The organism is Streptomyces sp. NBC_00078 (assembly GCF_026343335.1).
GTDB lineage: Bacteria > Actinomycetota > Actinomycetes > Streptomycetales > Streptomycetaceae > Streptomyces.
Genome location: NZ_JAPELX010000001.1, coordinates 3,861,534 through 3,878,007 on the forward strand (window position 1 = coordinate 3,861,534; position 16,474 = coordinate 3,878,007).

The following is a 16,474-nucleotide window of genomic DNA, read 5'->3' on the forward strand; positions in this document are numbered from 1 at the left end:
GTGGCTCTACCCTTTCCGCATGGCCCATGCCAAGACTTCGTACGTTTGCCTGCCCTGCCGGGCCTCGTACAAGCAGCCCTACCCCGGGTACCACGACCACGACCGGGTCTGTCCACGCTGCACCGAACCACTGATCCACGTCGGATCCGCCTTCGCGGCACCCAAGAGGCGGGACACCGCCGCCTGGCGCACCCTCTCCGTGCTGCTGCACGCCGGTGTGCGCTTCCACAAGAGCTGCTGCGGCGGCCCCGGCTACCGCCCGCGCACCCTCAGCGAGGTGCGCGAGCGGATGGCCTACGCCCAGGCCACCGGAGAACCATTCGCCCGGGCGTTGGTCCGCCGCGACCTGCCCTAGCAGCCTGACAGCAGGGGGCGTTCCGCCGCGCCCGAAGCGACCCCTGCTGTCAAAGACAGCACGGATTTGGCACACATCACGCCGCGGGATCCTCCAGGACGGCCACGGCCTCGGCAGCCTTGCGGGCTTTCTTCTCCGCTTTCTCCAGCTTGGCCTTCGCCTTGGCCAGTTGCTTGGAGCGGCGCTTGTGCATCTTCTTCGAGACCTCGTCCAGGCGGTCGGGGAAGAGGTGCCCGTACGTGTCCAGTGTCAGCGTCGCGGACTTGTGGCCCAGCATCGTCTGTACGACGTTGACATCCGCCCCGCTGGCGATGGCGAGCGAGGCTGCCGTGTGCCTCAGCTTGTGCGGGGTGACCTTGAGGTGCCCCAGTCCGGCCTTCACGACCGCCGACGCGAAGAACCGCTGACGGAAGTTGCGGCCCGCAGCGGCCCGCCCTGCGGGGCGGTGAAGAGCAAGTCGTCATCTCCCCTCCCCTTGACGTGGGGCTTCAGCTCGTCGGCCAGGAACCGCGGGATCGGTACGGACCGGCGCTCGTGGTTCTTGGGGGTGTCGAGGTAGAGCTTGCCGTTGTCCTCGGCGTACGCCTCGACGATGTGAGCCCGGCAGGCGTCCAGGTCGACGCGGCCCACCTTCAGCGCGGACGCCTCGCCCCAGCGCAGGCCGGTGTAGGCCAGCAGCAGGATGAACACCCGGTAGGCGCCTGACGCGTTGGCCAGCGCGTCGACCTGCATGCCGTCGAGGTACACGTGATCAGCGGGCATCGCCTTCGGCAGGGGCACGCCGACAGCCGGGTTGACCACCAGACGACGAGCCTGGACCGCGTAGCCGAGAACACGGCTGAGGACGACGTACGCCTTGCGGACCGAGCGAGGGCTGAGCTTCCTGCCGCCGGTCGCCTCGCCGGACAGCAGATCCGCGAGCCACTCGGCGATGTCCTCGAAGTGGATGCGGTCCAGCGGGGTGGTACCCCACTTGGGAATCACGTGGACGTCGAGAACACCGCGGTAGCGAGCCCGAGTTGAGCGCTTGAGGTGGAGCTGCGCCGCCAGCCAGGACTCCGCCACCTCTGCGAACTTCACCCGCGCGGCTGCGGGATCGCGATAGGAGCCGTCGTTGAGACGCGACTCCATCCTTGTCCGCTCCGCCTCGGCGTCGACCTTGCGGGCGAAGGTCTTCATCTTCGGCTTGCCGTCGGGGTCGTACCAGCGCACGCGGTAGCGCCCCGGCGGCGTACGCCCCGCACTCTTGGCTTCCGCCACGGCACGTACGTACGCCGCGTGCCCTATGCGGTCCTCAATCCAGACCCGCGCCAACTAGCACCCCCTCCGGTCATCACCGGACACCGATGGGACCGGCAGGAGCAGGGTCGTGGGAGAAACGCCGAGCGCGGCGGCGAGGGCGACGAGGTCGTCTACGTCGCATCGGCGGCGGGCGCGTTCGGTGCGGCTGAGGGCGGTGTTGGCCATCGGACGGCCCAGCGCGGTGCAGCGGGCGGCGAGCTGGTGTTGGGTCAGGCCGCGCACGAGAAGTAGGTGCTCGATGGCGCGGGCGGTGTGGAGGCCGGCAGGGCCTATTCCGACAGGTCGGTTGGGCATGACAGATAGCTGTAACTTGCATCCGGGCGCCATGGTAAGAGTTAGCTCCAAAACTCTCCAAAAGTCGTCCGGGGGCGAAGTGGTGTTCGTCTCGTCGAATTCCGGCACATCGCGAGGCGTTTCGGCCGAGGTGCCGTGTTACCTTCCCTCTCCGTTTTCGAGATGGGCGATTTAAACGCACATCAGCCATGATGCCCGGCGGGTCATTCACGTCGTCCCTGACCGCCAGGTGTCACCCCTGAGCTGCGGAGGTACCGGATTCCGGCACCTCGACCGGCTGCTTCGCCGCAAAAAAATTTCGGGCCCGGCGGGAGCGATTTCGGCAACCGGGGATCCACCCTTACTGTTTCCCTCTCCCACACCGAAAGAAGTAGTGAGGAGTTTAAGAACCAACTCTGGACTTTTCTCCGGGCGGTGTGGCTGTGTTGTCCAGCCCGTTGTTCAAGACCGAAAAGGAGGGCGAGCAGGGCCTGACGTCCGGCAGGAAGGCGCCGCCACCGCGTTCCGATCTCCTGCCGCCGGGCTGTCAGTTGCCCGGTCAGGAACCGCAAGGTGCGGCTGGACAGATCAATCGAGGACGGGTAGACAAGCACGCGAAGCTCCTGGCGGACACAGGTGATCTTGGTCGAGAACCCGTCTACCAGGAGCTTCGTCGTTGCGCAGGACAGTCCAACTCGCGGTCAGCACCACCAGCTTGAAAAGGGCTCAAGGAACTGTGCGCCAGGTACCCCGGGAGGCCGCCTCACGCGACTTCCACGAACGGATCGTGACCATCAAACGAGGAACAAGCGGGCGAGAACTTCCATTCTGACCCGAAAGCAGAGCCCTCAACCGGCACCGCGCATCGCGCCCTTCGACGTTCGCCCGGCCCCTGCCCGAGACCCGTGATTACGTCACGCCTGTGAGGAGAGACTGAACCGGACTTCATGGCTCTACCTCAGGAGTTCCTCAAACTTTCCAACATCGCTCGCCTTGAGAGGGTCTTGATGATTGAGTTTCCCGAAGCAAGCGGTCTCACGGGATACCGCTGACGGCTAGGGGGCCCAGGTTATGCGTACTAGAATCGTTGCAGGCGCTGCCGGACTACTCCTTGTCACTGGAGCCGCTCCCGCCCTTGCATCGGAGACCGGCACAGGGGGCGATGACCCTTTGACGTCCTCCACCGCTCCGGTTGAACCGGGAAGTGTGACCGAAGATCCCGCTACCAGTGGAGAAGTTCTGGAAGGCACTGAATCCACCACGACGGAAGGCGAAACCGCGGAAATTCCGGGCGAGACGGACACTGCTGGCGAAGTGGATGATCCCGTCTACACAGGAAAGACCGGAGATCAGGACAAGCCTGATTCCGATTATTGCGAACCAACAAGCTTCGTGCACATCACGAAGAATACAAAGAACAGCTTGAGTGTCGCGGACAGCACCTTCGTCACCAACAATAAATCTTACGCCATGGATTTTAAGTTCACCTCGAAGAAGTCCGACACCTTCTCGATCGGCGGCTCGATAGCTCTTAGCGCCGAGTGGAAAGCACTGTGGTTCTCAAAGATTCAGGCAACCATCACGGGCAGCGTACAGAAGTCCTGGACCACCGACATAGGGGTTGAGGTCGGCGGGAAGGTGCTGGCTCACTCGACCGTTTACGGAAAGTATGGTGCCAAGATGGAGCGAGTCTACGGCTACAATGCCACCAGGTACAGCAACTGCCAGGTCGGAAACCAGCAATACACGAACGTCTGGGCCCCTCGAGGCGAAGGATGGGTCCTCAGTTAAAAAGGTCGGCTAGCTCCCGGCGGGCACACCCGCCGGGAGTCTTTCCCTTAAGGATAGGAATGAATCATGCGCGCACGTGTGGTCACTGCGTCCCTGTTGCTGCTGTTGCTGTCTGCTTGTTCGGTAGGCAACAACGGGTCGGAGAGCGCCAAGACGACACCGCCGCCGCGCTCTAGTAACTCTGCTACATCATCACCCTTGGATCTGAAACTTCCCAGTAAGGCCGAATATCTCGTCCCCGTCACATCGGGAACAAGCGATATGAAGCTGAAGAATTTCACCGCGACCGGCGATTTCTATATAGTCCACATGAAGTGCACTGGCGACGGCAATACTTTGATCCAGTATCACGGCAATGCAAACTCCACCAAGATCACCTGCAACGAACCTGTGGCTATCGGCCGCGTCTATGCGGATCCTGAAGCTCAGCGCCTTTCAATCCATGTGGATGGATCGAACGTTCGGTGGTCGATTGCCATCCTCGCCGCATAGCCCAATATTGGACCAGCTGCCTCTCGAATCCACTCTGTTCCGCCCCACGCTAGCGCTAGACCTCTCAGCCGAGCAGAACGTCAGCCCTCACACAGCAAGTAGACAACCACGACGGCGCGTCAGTCTCGTGGCTTCCATGCATGAGCCCTTTTCAAGCTGGTGGTGCTGACCGCGAGTTGGACTGTCCTGCGCAACGACGAAGCTCCTGGTAGACGGGTTCTCGACCAAGATCACCTGTGTCCGCCAGGAGCTTCGCGTGCTTGTCTACCCGTCCTCGATTGATCTGTCCAGCCGCACCTTGCGGTTCCTGACCGGGCAACTGACAGCCCGGCGGCAGGAGATCGGAACGCGGTGGCGGCGCCTTCCTGCCGGACGTCAGGCCCTGCTCGCCCTGGCCCACCTGCGGTGCGGTGACACTTACGCCCAGCTCGCCGCGGGGTTCGGCATCGGGATCGCGACCGTGTACCGCTACATACGTGAAGCCGTCGAGGCCCTGGCCGCCCTCGCCCCGTCCCTGGACGAGGCGATGACGACGATCCGGGCGAAGGCGTTCGTCATCCTCGACGGCACCCTGCTGCCGATCGACCGCATCGCCGCCGACACCCCGTACTACTCCGGGAAACACAAACGCCACGGCATGAATGTCCAGGTCCTCACCGATCCCTTCGGACGACTGCTCTGGGCCTCGCCGGCTCTGCCCGGCTCGACTCACGACCTGACCGCCGCGCGGCAGCACGGGATCATCGAAGCCCTCGCCGATGCGGGGCTCAAATGCTGGGCGGACAAGACATATCAAGGCGCCGGCGGATCCGTCCGGGTTCCGTTTCGAGGCCGCCGCCTCAAGCGATGGAAGCGTCGCCACAACACCACCCACGCCAAGATCCGCTGCCTCGGCGAGCGGGCCATGGCCACCATCAAGGGCTGGCTTGCCTCCTGCGGAAGCTCCGCTGCAGCACCAACCGAATCACCGACGTGGTGAAGGCCGTCCTCGTCCTTCACCACGCATCAGCGTGAGGTTGGAAAAGGCTCAGTCCGTACTCCAACGCGGGATCAAGGACGTGGGTCTCGGACGCTGACGTTGCCGTCGCCCGTACCGATTCGAGGTTCAGCCTCGATCTGTCCACGTCGATCGCCAGTTCTCTTTTCAGCGATTCGGCCGATACCGGGGCCGCGGCTGGATCAGACCCACCCCGCGCCGTCTCTGGCGGCGGCCAACCCGGCCCCGAAGTCCGTCACTAGCTGGTCCACCACCCCCACAAGAGGCCCGCCAGTGTCCGCAGCGCGGCACCGACAATCCACCGCACAACGAGCGTGGCGATCCGCCGCCGCAGCCTTGGCAGGCGCTTGGAGCACCCCGGACAGAGCAGCGGTACGCGAGAACTGGTCGAGCTGTGCGTCCACCTGAAGTGCTCGCTGAAGACGTGGCGAGCCATTCGTAAGTCAGTGATCAGGGATTTGTGCCCGGAGGGTCTGGAACCTCACGCCTGCTGTGTTCCATGGATCGCGGCCTGAGCCACACGCAACACCCCCTCGCATCTGGCGAACTGGCCCGCGGCTTCGCCGAGGGCGCGCTGCTCGTCGGTAGTAGCCAAGGGGCCCGAGGCGCGCGGTACGAGCCGGGCTGCGGCCTCGGAGACCGCCGGATCCACCTCGGGGTCCCAGCACCAGGGATCAAACGTGGCGACCGACGGACAGCCACTTTCGGCGAGAGGAACTCTGACGAGCCCCACGCACGCGAGCGAACAGGCTGCCCCCAACACCCTCTTCAGGCGAACGTCGCAGTCAAATCCTCGGGATCGTGCCGCGCCGGCCCAAGGGGCAACGAGGTGTTCGGGCCGGCGGGACAGGAGATACGCACACATCTTCGGCATGATCACCCGATGGTGAGTTGTGCCTGGTTTCCCTTCGCGGGGACGCGACGCTGTGAGCGGTGGCGGGTGGCCGCGCCACCTCGTTGATCGGTTGGTGGGGGGATGGCGTGACTCAAGAAGCCGGGCGTGGCAGGGATGCGGCCGAGCAGACAATGCTGTTGGTGGCGGGCCTTGCCGACCTGGCGGTGTGTGCTCTCGGTTCGGCCACCGGCACCGTGCGGGGATTGCTGCGCCGCTCGGACGTGGCTGAACTGGCGGCTGACGCGGAGCGGGATGTGAAGGCTCGCGGGCAGCTTGCGCTGGACCGGTACGCGGCGGTGCCGCCTGCCCATCTGGAGGTCCTCGCCCGGAAGGCCCTTGAGCGGCGGGCTGCCGACTGTGGATGACCGGTATGAGGCGGCCGTGTTCAAGTCCCGCGTCGACGAGGTGCTGAGCCGGTTCGTGGCGCACGAGGCGGATCAACTGCTCGCGATCGACACGGACCTGGGCCCGGTTGCCGAGCAGGTCGAGGTTGCCGTGGCGCATGGCAAGCGGCTGAGGGCGGCGTTCTGCTACTGGGGCTGGCGGGCCGCCGGTCAGCCTGACAGCGACGCTCTGGTGCGGGCGGCGGCTTCCATGGAGCTGGTGCACGCCGCCGCGGTCGTGCACGACGACATCATCGACGACAGCCCTTTGCGGCACGGCCGGCCCACCGCACATGTCGCCCTGCGAGCCGCCCTGCGTCGTCGCCCCCGTGCCACGACCGCGGCCAGGTCGCTGGCGATGCTGGTGGGGGATCTGCTGATGTCACTGGCCGGTCAGCTATTCGCCACCAGTGGCTTGCCCGCGGCCTACCTGGCCCGAGCCCGTCCCCTGTGGGCGGCCTTGGCCCGGGAGCTGATCGCGGGTGAGTGCCTGGAGGTGCTGCGCACCGGTGCAGAGCCGGACACGGCGGAGTCGTTGCAGGTGATCCGGTACAAGACCGCGAAGTACACCGTCGAGCAGCCTTTACTGATCGGCGGTGCGCTGGCCGGCGCCGGGCAGCGGCTGCGCGAGGGCTATTCCTGCTACGGGCTGCCGCTGGGCGAGGCGTTCCAGCTGCGAGACGATCTGCTCGGTCTGTTCGGGGATCCGGCGCTGACCGGCAAGACCAACATGGACGACCTGCGCGCACACCGGCCCACCACCCTGCTGGCGGAGACCTGGCGAGTGGCCGACGAGACCGAGCGGGAGCAACTGCGCACGCTGCTGGGCCGGCGCTATCTGGGGGCCGACGGCCTGGACGCCGTACGCGCGGTGATGAGCCGGCTGAAGGCACCCGACCGGATCGAGCAGATGATCGGTGCACGGGTTGAGGAAGCCACCCGCGCTCTGGACGACATGGACATCCCGGCGCACGCCGCACGAGCCCTTACCGGCCTGGCGCGTTCCGCAGCCGTGCGCCGGCACTGACCTCGGCGGAGGGACGCCGCGCCCGGTGCCTGTTCGGCCCCGCATGTTCCGCTCAAGACAAGGAGCTTGTGATGACCTACACCGATACGTCGATGGACGCGCTGCGGCAGAGCGGTGACGAACTCGCCGACGCAACAGTGGCCACCCTCTTCGAGCGTGGGGAGGTGGGAAAGTTCAACACTCTGATGCGCTACGTGTCGACCGCCGGCGCACCGCTGCCCGATGGTCTTCCCGAGGTGGCGCGGGAATACCTGCAGGCCACCAGCGCACCACCAGCGTGGGTCGACTGGGGTGAGATGGAGAAGGCCAGGCTGTTCTTCATCGACAACAACGTGCACATCTCCACAGCGCTGTCCTTCGCCTCCATGCCCGCCTGCTACGTGGTCCCGCACGTGGCGAAGCTGCTGTCGGCGACGCACTCGCTGAAGTACCCCTCCAAGCGGATGGCGGAGACCGGGCAGTTCACCGTCTACCTCATGCAACCTGGGGCATTCGAGGCAGGCAGCAGCTTCATTCCCGCCGCCCAGAAAGTCCGCCTGCTGCACGCTTCCATCCGCCACCACCTCAAGCAGGAAAACCGCTGGGACGTCGACAGCCTGGGGGTGCCGATCTGTCAGGAGGACATGATCGGCGGTCAGATGTTGTTCTCGCTGCTTGTGCTGGACTCCCTGCATCGGCTGAACATCCACATGAGCGTCGACGGGGCGGAAGCGTACTTCTACGCCTGGCGGGTGGTCGGCGCCATGCTCGGCGTCGATCAGAACCAGGCACCCAAGGACCTGGAGTCCGCCCGCCAGTTCCTGGACCTGTACATGACCCGATACATGGGGCCGAGCGAGGAAGGCGCGCATCTCACCCGGCAACTGATCGATCTGTACGAGGAAGTCGTCCCGGGCACCTTGTTCGACCCGATCGTCTCCGCTCTGATCCGCCACCTCATCGGCGACACCTGCGCCGACTGGCTGGACGTCCCGCGCACTGCCTGGGACACCGTCGTCAAGGCCGTCCCGCCCCTGCTCGGCGTCCTGGAGACCATCGAGGACCGCTTCCCCCTCGGTGCCTGGGCCCTGGACCGCCTCGGCCACTTCACCACGATCTTCGAACTGTCCTCGCTCACCCGCGGCCGCGTCATGCACTACGCGATTCCGGAGCAGCTGAAAAGGGACTACGGCGTCTCCTCTGCCGTTCCCCGCACCCACCGCTGGACCCCGCCCGCCCCCACCGTCAGTCCGACCTGACCGCCGGGCGGGCGGGCGCACCCCACCCCCGACACCGAACCGGTGCTGCGCGCCCTGCGCGAGCGCGGACTGCCCGTCGCCATCGTCAGCCGTTCGGGGACCGTGCATCGTCCTACCGCGTAAGGCATTAGTCACAGCGGCACGAGTGATCATCGCGCCGCGGGGTCGGGCGGGATGCCGGGCGGGGCGGGGCGGTTTGCCGGCTGGTGCAGAGCCGCGACCAGTAGCGATGCGATTTTCGGCGCGCACCGGACGCGGGTGATGCCCTTGACCGTTCAGGGCCGAGCGCGGTCCCCAGAGATTTTGCTACAAGTTCCGAAATTTCACGGTGACGGATACGCGATGTCACCGCAACCAGTCGCCCATACCGTCGCTGCAACGCCGTAAAGGGCCATCGCCTCTAGCCGGCTCCCTCGGACATCAGGTCCCGTCGGACCAAAATCGCTACTTCCCCCGAAATTCCTCCACTGTGCTCAGCGCCCATGAGACAGGAGCCCAGCGTGTCCAATCCCTCCAGACGCGGTGTCCTACAGCTGACCGCCGGCACAGCTCTGCTCGGCAGCTTCGCCCTGGCAGGCTGCGGTCGCGGCACTGCGAAAGCTGCGACGTCCTCCGCCAAACCCGTCGACGACTCCCCGGCCACCGGCACGGTCAACGTCTGGGCCGCCCAAGGCGATGCCGACGTGCTCGACAAGGTCATCAAGCCCTTCAAGGCCGCGAACCCCAAGCTCACGGTGAAGTTCACACTGATCCCGAACGCCGACTACTACACCAAGCTCCAGGCTGCGATCGCCGCCGGCAAGGGACCCGATGTCGCCCAGTTCTTCCCCGAGTCGCAGGCGCAGTTCCTCGACCCGTCGATCCTGCGGCCGGTGCCGGACGGCGTGGCCGACCCGAAGTCCTTCTTCCCCAGCCTGTGGGACGCCGGCGTGATGAAGAACGTCGCCTACACGGTGCCTTGGTACGCCTACACCTACGCGCTGGTCTACCGCTCCGACCTCGCCAAGCAGGCGGGTGTCAAGGCTCCGGCCACGTGGGACGAGGTGGTGCCGTTCTTCAAGGCGCTCCAACGCGCCGGCGCCCGGCACGCGCTCGGGGCGGACATCGGCTGGGGCATCTTCAACGGCCAGGACGTCGCGATGTACGCATGGCAGGCGGGTGGTTCGCTGCTCTCGTCCGGCGGCAAGTGGACGCTCGACACACCGGCGATGGCCGACGCGATCAAGTACAACGCGTCGTTCTTCACCTCGGGTACCGCCGACACCGCCGGGCCCACGTTCCTCGACGCGCAGCCGTACTTCGTATCGGGCAGGACCGCCTGCATGATCACGGGTCCGTGGGTCATCGGCCAGCTCGACGCAGTCGCGAAGAAGACCGGCTGGACGGCGTCCCACGTCGCCACCGCACCCCTTCCGGCCGGATCGTCGGGCAGCGTCTCCTTCTCCGCCGGGGGCAGCTGGGGTGTGCTCGCCGACAGCGGCAACGCGGACGCGGCCTGGAAGCTCATCCGGTACATCTCCAAGCCGAGCACTCAGGTGGCGCAGTACAAGGCGTACAGCTCGCTGCCGGCCGTCGCCTCCGCCTGGGCCAACCCTGCCATCGCGGGCCAGCCGCTGCTGGACGCCTTCCTCACGCAGCTGAAGAACACCCGGGCGTTTCCGCAGGTGAGTAACTGGCAGCAGGTCGCCACCCGGCTGGGCAAGGAGATGGAAGCCGTGGCCAAGGGCAAGGGGACGGCCGCGAAGGCCGCCGCGAACGTCCAGGCGTACGCCGAGAGCCTCGGCACGGGTAAGGGGTGATCCGCGGATGACCGCCGCCATCGGGCCGACGACGCCGCGCGGTGCGCGTCGGCCCCGGGGCGCCCGCCGAACGGCTGTCGCCTGGTTGTTCCTCGCGCCGTTCGCCCTGGTGTTCCTGCTCTACACGGCGATACCCGCCATTGCCGCGCTGGGGTTCAGCCTCACCGATCTTCGGGGCACGGACCTGCGTCATCCGCTCGCCGTCGACTTCACCGGACTCCAGAACTATCTCCGGCTGCTGGAGGACCCGACCTTCCTGCGGGACATCCTCAACACCGTCCTGTTCGTGGCCGTCGGTGTGCCGTTGACGATGGTGCTCGGGTTCGTGCTCGCCCTCGCGCTCAACTCCGGCATCCGGCGGCTGCGCGGCACCTTCCGCACCGTCTTCTTCGCGCCGGTCGTCACGAACGTCGTGGCCGTCGCCATGATCTGGCAGTACGCCTTCAACACCGACGGCACCGTCAACAAGATGCTCGGCGCCGTCGGTTTCGCCGGGCCGAACTGGCTGGACGACACGCATCTGGCCATGCCCGTGGTCATCGCCCTCGGTGTCTGGCGCAACTTCGGCATCGCGATGGTGCTGTTCCTCGCCGGTCTGCAGGCGGTGCCGCAGGACGTGTACGAGGCCGCCTCCCTCGACGGGGCCGGCCGGTGGCGGCAGCTCAGGCACATCACTGTGCCGTTGCTGATGCCGACCACGCTGATGGTGTCGGTACTGCTGACCGTGTTCTACCTCCAGGTGTTCGACGAGCCGTATCTGCTCACCAACGGCGGCCCGCTGGGCTCCACGGAGTCGATGGCGCTGTACACCTACCACCAGTTCGGGGCCGGCGAGTTCGGCATGTCCTCGGCGGCGTCCTTCGTGATGCTCCTGCTCGTGACGTTGGTGAGCATCGTCCAGTTCCGAATGCTGAGGCCTCGCGCATGACCACCATCGCCGCACCACGGAATGCCGAGATGACAGAGGAACGGACGCGGGTGCGCCAGCGGTCCGTCGCCCGTCCCCTGCTGTACGGCGCGCTCGTGCTGTGCGCGCTGCTCACGGTGCTGCCGTTCGTCTGGGTGCTCAGCGGCTCGCTGCGCAGCCTCGACGAGATCCGCTCCGACCCCGGCGCGTGGCTTCCGCACCACGTCACCCTCGACAACTTCGTACGACTGTTCCAGACCGAGGGCTTCGGCCGGTTCCTGGTCAACAGCATCGTGGTCGCGGTCATCGTCGTCGCCGGCAACATCGTGGCGGCGTCGGCCGCGGGTTACGCACTCGCCAAACTGGACTTCGCGGGCAAGCGGGTCGCGTTCGGCGCGGTCATGGCGGCGATGATGGTGCCGTTCACCACGGTGTTCGTCACCCAGTTCGTGATCACCGTCGACATGGGCCTGGCGGACACCCTCACCGGTATCGCCCTGCCCGGTGCGGCGCTGCCGCTGTCCGTTTTCATCATGCGGCAGTACGCCCTGTCGATCCCCGACGAGCTGCTGGAAGCGGCCCGGATCGACGGGGCGGGCGAGTTCCGGATCTTCTTCCGGATCTTCCTGCCGTTGGCGGGTCCCGCCGTCGCCACGATCACGATCATGTCGTTCCTCTTCTCGTGGAACAACTTCATCTGGCCGCTCATCGTCGCCCAGAGCACCGCCAGCTACACGCTGCCGGTGGGCCTGGCCGCAACCAGCCAGGCCGCCGCGAACGTCACCGACTACGGCCTGATGCTCGCCGGGGCCATCGTCGTGATGCTGCCGGTGCTGGTGCTGTTCCTGTTCCTGCAGCGCTACTTCGTGCAGGGCGTCGCCGGAACGGGAATGCGGTGACCGCGGTGGAGGGGGTGGACGTGGTGGAGGCTCCCGCCGGCACGATCATCGGCCGCCGCACCGGCCGGGTACGGCGCTTCCTCGGCATCCCGTTCGCCGAAGCACCCGTCGGTGCGCGGCGGTTCGCCGCGCCGGTGCCACGCGGCCGGTTCACACAGCCGTTCGACGCCTCCCGGCACGGCGCCACCTCGCAGCGCGTGCCGCTGTTCGCCACGACCACCATTCCGGAGCCGTCGGTGCCGGGCGACGACGTACTGAACCTGAGTGTCGTCGCCCCCGTGGACGGTGAGTCCTGCCCCGTGCTGGTGTGGATCCACGGCGGCGGCTTCCTCGCGGGCAGCCCGGCCAGTCCGTGGTACGACGGCCGCTCCTTCGCCCGCGACGGAATCGTCACCGTGACGCCCGGCTACCGGCTCGGCGTGGACGGGTTCGCCCCGCTGGACGGCGTACCCCCGAACCTCGGGCTGCGCGACCTGCTGCTCGCGCTCGACTGGGTGCGGGAGAACATCGCGGCGTTCGGCGGTGATCCGGGCCGGGTCACCGTCGCCGGCCAGTCGGCAGGTGGCGGAGCGGTGCTCGCGCTGCTCTCCTCGCCCCTCGGCAGTGGTCGCTTCCACCGCGCGGTCAGTGTGTCCGGCGGTTTCTTCGAGTCGCGCGAAGACGCCGCGCGCGACTTCGTCGTACGGCTCGGCGACCGGCTCGGTGTGCCGCCGACGCGCGCCGGTTTCGGCGGCCTCACGGTGGAACGCGTCCAGCAGGGCGTCCATCTCCTGCGCGGCGAAGCCGGCGACGACGACCCGCTCGTGCTCGGTCCGTTCGTCGGCGACGACATCCTTCCGGTGCCCGTAGCCGATGGACTGGCCGTACACGGGCACGGCGTACCGCTGCTGCTCGGCGCGACGGGCGACGAGTTCGACGGTGGCGCCCCGGGCATCCGCAATGCCGCCGCCCGCGCAGCGGGCACCCGGGTGACGGACACCCTGTTCCGGGCCGCCTGTCCGCGCGCGGCCGCCTCACGTCGCGATGCCACCGCCGGCACCTGGCTGTACTCCTTCGAATGGCCCTCCCCCGTACTCGGTGGCGCCGTGCACTGTGCCGACATCCCGTTCTTCTTCGACGTGCTCGACGCGCCGGGTACCGCCGAGGCCCTCGGAACGCGGCCGCCCGCGGAACTCGCCACGACCATGCACGCCGACCTGGTGGCGTTCGTCCACGGCCGGTCGCCGGCCTGGGAGCCGGCGACCGGGAGGCCCGGCGACCCCGCCCGCGAGTACGGCGGGCCCGGGGCGGGGTCGACCGCCGACACCTCAGGCGTGTTCGACCCGGTGGTACCCCCGGTGGTACCGGACGGGGCCGTTACGGCGGAGGCGTGCTGATGCCCGGGATGAACCAGAGCGCCGTGCGGCGGGTCAACACCTCGGTGATCCTTCGCGCATTGGCGGTGTCGGCCGGGCCGATGACACTGGCCGAGCTCGCCGAGCGGGTCGGCCTGTCCCGCCGCACCATCGAACTCATCCTGGACTCGCTCGTCGACACGGGCTGGGCGAGCGAACTCGACCGGGTGCCGGTCAGCGGCTCCGCCGGGCGCCCCGCCCGCCGGTACGAGTTGCGGGCCGACCACGCGCTGCTGGCGGCGGTGCGCATCACCACCCTGAACGGGTCCGCGGTCGTCGCCGACGTGCGCGGCCGCATCGTCGGCCGGGCGCACCGGCCGCTGCGTGACTACCAGGATCCCGAGGCCACGCTCGACGACGCAGCCGCGCTGGTGCTGGAGGCGCTCCGCGACGCGGGCGGGACGGAGGAGCGGCTGCGGGCCGGTGCGATCGCGAGCGGTGGCGCGATCGACGACGACGGCGCCGTACGGCGCCTGGTGTACACGACGCAGTGGGAAGGCGTGCGTCTGCCCAAGGAACTCGGGCGGCGCGTCGCCATGCCGTGGTTCGCGGACAACGACACCAACCTCGGTGCGCTCGGAGAGCGTTGGCGAGGCGCGGCCGGTGACCACGACAACGTCGTGTGGGCGATGCTCGGCAACCGGACCGGTCTCGGCATCCTCATACGCGGTGACGTCCACCGCGGCTTCGAAGGCGCCGCGGGCGAGATCGCCGAGGCGGTGTCGCTGCCGGCCGGCTCGGTGGAGGACCGCCCCGTGGCGTGGCTGACCTCACCGGATCCGGCCCGGCGGCGGATCGCGCTCGGCCGCTTCGCCGCGGCCCGGGACGGCGAGGCGGCGGCGCTCGCGGAGGTCGACGAGTTCGTGGAGAACATCGCGTCGATCCTCACCACCCTGTCGTGGACCATCGCGCCGTCGCTCATCGTCCTCGGCGGTGGGCTGGAGGACGCGGCCGACGTACTGCTGCCCCGGGTGCGCGAGGCGATGCGCGGTGCCCGTACGCCCGCCGTCGAGCTGCGCGCCACCGCCCTGGGCTCCGACGGCCCGCTCATCGGCGCCGTCAAGTTCGTGCTCGACCACATGGACACCGAGTTGTTCGGCCCGCTCGTCCCGAGCGCGTGATCGCACACCGTCTTCCGCACTCTCCCCTCACACCAAGTTCCACAGGACAGGAGTCCGACCATGACCGGCACCAGTAGGACCGGCGTTCTCATCGTGGGCAGCGGCATCATGGGATCCGTCGTGGCCCGGCTGCTGCGGGACACCGATCCGGCGCTGGACATCACCATGGTCGACGGCGGCCGGCCGATCGGCGCGGCCCCGGGCCTGCACCTGCACGACCTCGACGACCCGGCGCTGTGGTCGCGCTACAACGAACAGGTCGCAACCGGTGTCCAGGGCCTGTATACGGGCGCCGAGGTGGTGCGCGACGTCGCGGACAGCATCACCGGCCTGACGCCCGGCATGTTCCACGCACTCGCCTTCGGCGAGGACGCCGAGGCGATGCCGGCTGCCGCGCTCGCGTGGAACGCGGGCGGCATGGGCGTGCACTGGACCGCCGCGACGCCCTGGCCCGCCGGGGACGAGGTGTTCGACTTCGGCGACCCGGACCGCTGGGCGAAGGATCTGGACACCGCGCGCGGACTGCTCGCGGTCGCGCCCGCCGCCATCGGCCCGACTCCGGTCGGGCAGCGGGTACTTGACGTGCTGGGCCGACACTACGACGGCGTCGGACCGGACGACCGGCGGCCGCAGCCGATGCCGATGGCCGTCACCGCGACACCCGCGGGGCCCATGCCGCGCACGGCTCCGGGCACGGTCTTCCCGCCGATCGCGGTGGGCGGGGACCCGGCCTTCACGCTCCTCACCGGCACCCTCGCCACGGCCCTCGTCACCGACGGCAGCCGGGTCGCCGGCGCCCGGCTGCGTCGTGTCGCCGACGGCGCCGAGTACGAGCTGCGCGCGGAGACCGTGGTGGTGTGCGCCGACGCGCTGCGCACCCCGCAGCTGCTGTTCGCGTCCGGCATACGGCCCGAGGCACTGGGGCGTCACCTCAACGAGCACGCGTTCATCAGCGGTCGGGTGCTGCTCGACCTCGACCGGTTCGGCATCGGCCTCGACGCCCTGCCCCTGCCGCGCCCCGGCGAGTTCGCCACGGACTCGCTCTGGCTGCCGCAGAACGGAGCGGTACAGCCGTTCCACGGCCAGATCATGAACAGCACGTATGTGGATGAAGCCGGCAGCCCTCTCGCTCACTCGGTGGGCCTGTCGCTGTACGCACCCGTCGAGTCCCGCCCCGAGAACCGGCTCGTCTTCTCGGAGTCGGACACCGACCTCGCCGGGATGCCACGGATCACGGTCGAGTTCGGCTACTCCGACGCCGACCGGGCGCTGATCGGCCGTGCGCTCGACGAAGTCCGGTCGCTCGCCGAAGAGTTCGGCACGCTCGATCCCGAGACCGAACTGGCCCTGCTCCCGCCCGGCTCGTCGCTGCACCAGACCGGCACCGTCCGGGCCGGCATCGCCGACGACGGCTCCAGCGTGTGCGACCCCGACGGTCGGGTGTGGGACTTCGACAACCTGTATGTCGCGGGCAACGGGGTGATCCCCACCGCGATGGCCGCCAACGTCACGCTGGCCGGCGCGGTGACCGCCGTACGGGCCGCGCGCGCCGTCGCCGAACACGTCACCGCGACCGCCGCCCACTGAGAGGAATCCGGAAC

General features: G+C 67.9%; 15 protein-coding genes and 2 pseudogenes. 13 read left to right on the forward strand and 4 right to left on the reverse strand.

Features of this window, described 5'->3' with window-relative positions; translation table 11 throughout:
• Nucleotides 1–19: 19 nt before the first annotated feature.
• The gene (locus OOK07_RS17925) at nt 20–355 is read left to right on the forward strand and encodes a deoxyxylulose-5-phosphate synthase (RefSeq protein ID WP_266797372.1); all 336 of its coding nucleotides are present in this window, start codon (nt 20–22) and stop codon (nt 353–355) included.
• A gap of 76 nt (nt 356–431) precedes the next feature.
• Here OOK07_RS17925 and OOK07_RS17930 read toward each other — a convergent pair whose 3' ends face one another.
• The 4 genes and pseudogenes from OOK07_RS17930 to OOK07_RS17945 all read right to left on the reverse strand — a co-directional run.
• Nucleotides 432–737: a tyrosine-type recombinase/integrase gene (locus OOK07_RS17930; protein WP_266797374.1), complete on the reverse strand. Its 306-nt coding sequence runs from the start codon at nt 735–737 to the stop codon at nt 432–434.
• Entirely contained in the window at nt 734–1,615 is an 882-nt protein-coding gene (locus OOK07_RS17935) for a tyrosine-type recombinase/integrase (RefSeq protein WP_266797375.1), read from the reverse strand. Before OOK07_RS17935 ends, OOK07_RS17930 begins: the two co-directional genes overlap by 4 nt.
• 54 nt (nt 1,616–1,669) lie before the next feature.
• Nucleotides 1,670–1,951 (reverse strand): helix-turn-helix domain-containing protein, encoded by a 282-nt coding sequence (locus OOK07_RS17940; protein WP_266797377.1) that lies wholly within the window; start codon nt 1,949–1,951, stop codon nt 1,670–1,672.
• Nucleotides 1,952–2,406: 455 nt separating this feature from the next.
• A pseudogene (locus OOK07_RS17945) lies at nt 2,407–2,544 on the reverse strand (IS5/IS1182 family transposase); the annotation flags it as partial.
• 592 nt (nt 2,545–3,136) lie between these two features.
• Here OOK07_RS17945 and OOK07_RS17950 point away from each other — a divergent pair.
• The 12 genes and pseudogenes from OOK07_RS17950 to OOK07_RS18005 all read left to right on the forward strand — a co-directional run bounded on the left by OOK07_RS17950 (nt 3,137) and on the right by OOK07_RS18005 (nt 16,460).
• Nucleotides 3,137–3,721, forward strand: a complete 585-nt coding sequence (locus OOK07_RS17950) for a hypothetical protein (protein WP_266797379.1) — start codon at nt 3,137–3,139, stop codon at nt 3,719–3,721.
• Nucleotides 3,722–3,787: 66 nt separating this feature from the next.
• The gene (locus OOK07_RS17955) at nt 3,788–4,213 is read left to right on the forward strand and encodes a hypothetical protein (protein ID WP_266797381.1); all 426 of its coding nucleotides are present in this window, start codon (nt 3,788–3,790) and stop codon (nt 4,211–4,213) included.
• Nucleotides 4,214–4,469: 256 nt separating this feature from the next.
• A pseudogene (locus tag OOK07_RS17960) lies at nt 4,470–5,227 on the forward strand (transposase family protein).
• A gap of 1,009 nt (nt 5,228–6,236) precedes the next feature.
• Nucleotides 6,237–6,470, forward strand: a complete 234-nt coding sequence (locus OOK07_RS17965; protein WP_266683591.1) for a polyprenyl synthetase — start codon at nt 6,237–6,239, stop codon at nt 6,468–6,470.
• Between the two features lie 16 nt (nt 6,471–6,486).
• On the forward strand, nt 6,487–7,515 hold the full coding sequence (locus tag OOK07_RS17970) for a polyprenyl synthetase family protein (RefSeq protein ID WP_266681493.1): 1,029 nt from the start codon (nt 6,487–6,489) through the stop codon (nt 7,513–7,515).
• Between the two features lie 71 nt (nt 7,516–7,586).
• On the forward strand, nt 7,587–8,753 hold the full coding sequence (locus OOK07_RS17975; RefSeq protein ID WP_266797383.1) for an oxygenase MpaB family protein: 1,167 nt from the start codon (nt 7,587–7,589) through the stop codon (nt 8,751–8,753).
• A gap of 500 nt (nt 8,754–9,253) precedes the next feature.
• Nucleotides 9,254–10,552 (forward strand): extracellular solute-binding protein, encoded by a 1,299-nt coding sequence (locus OOK07_RS17980; RefSeq protein WP_266681497.1) that lies wholly within the window; start codon nt 9,254–9,256, stop codon nt 10,550–10,552.
• A gap of 7 nt (nt 10,553–10,559) precedes the next feature.
• Nucleotides 10,560–11,480: a carbohydrate ABC transporter permease gene (locus OOK07_RS17985; protein WP_266681499.1), complete on the forward strand. Its 921-nt coding sequence runs from the start codon at nt 10,560–10,562 to the stop codon at nt 11,478–11,480.
• Nucleotides 11,481–11,509: 29 nt separating this feature from the next.
• On the forward strand, nt 11,510–12,358 hold the full coding sequence (locus tag OOK07_RS17990; RefSeq protein ID WP_266681501.1) for a carbohydrate ABC transporter permease: 849 nt from the start codon (nt 11,510–11,512) through the stop codon (nt 12,356–12,358).
• Nucleotides 12,355–13,734, forward strand: a complete 1,380-nt coding sequence (locus tag OOK07_RS17995; RefSeq protein WP_266797385.1) for a carboxylesterase family protein — start codon at nt 12,355–12,357, stop codon at nt 13,732–13,734. The genes OOK07_RS17990 and OOK07_RS17995 overlap by 4 nt, the downstream gene beginning before the upstream one ends.
• Nucleotides 13,734–14,873, forward strand: coding sequence for an ROK family transcriptional regulator (locus tag OOK07_RS18000; protein WP_266797387.1), 1,140 nt, complete (start codon nt 13,734–13,736; stop codon nt 14,871–14,873). Before OOK07_RS17995 ends, OOK07_RS18000 begins: the two co-directional genes overlap by 1 nt.
• 60 nt (nt 14,874–14,933) lie before the next feature.
• On the forward strand, nt 14,934–16,460 hold the full coding sequence (locus tag OOK07_RS18005) for a GMC oxidoreductase (protein WP_266797389.1): 1,527 nt from the start codon (nt 14,934–14,936) through the stop codon (nt 16,458–16,460).
• Nucleotides 16,461–16,474 lie beyond the last annotated feature (14 nt).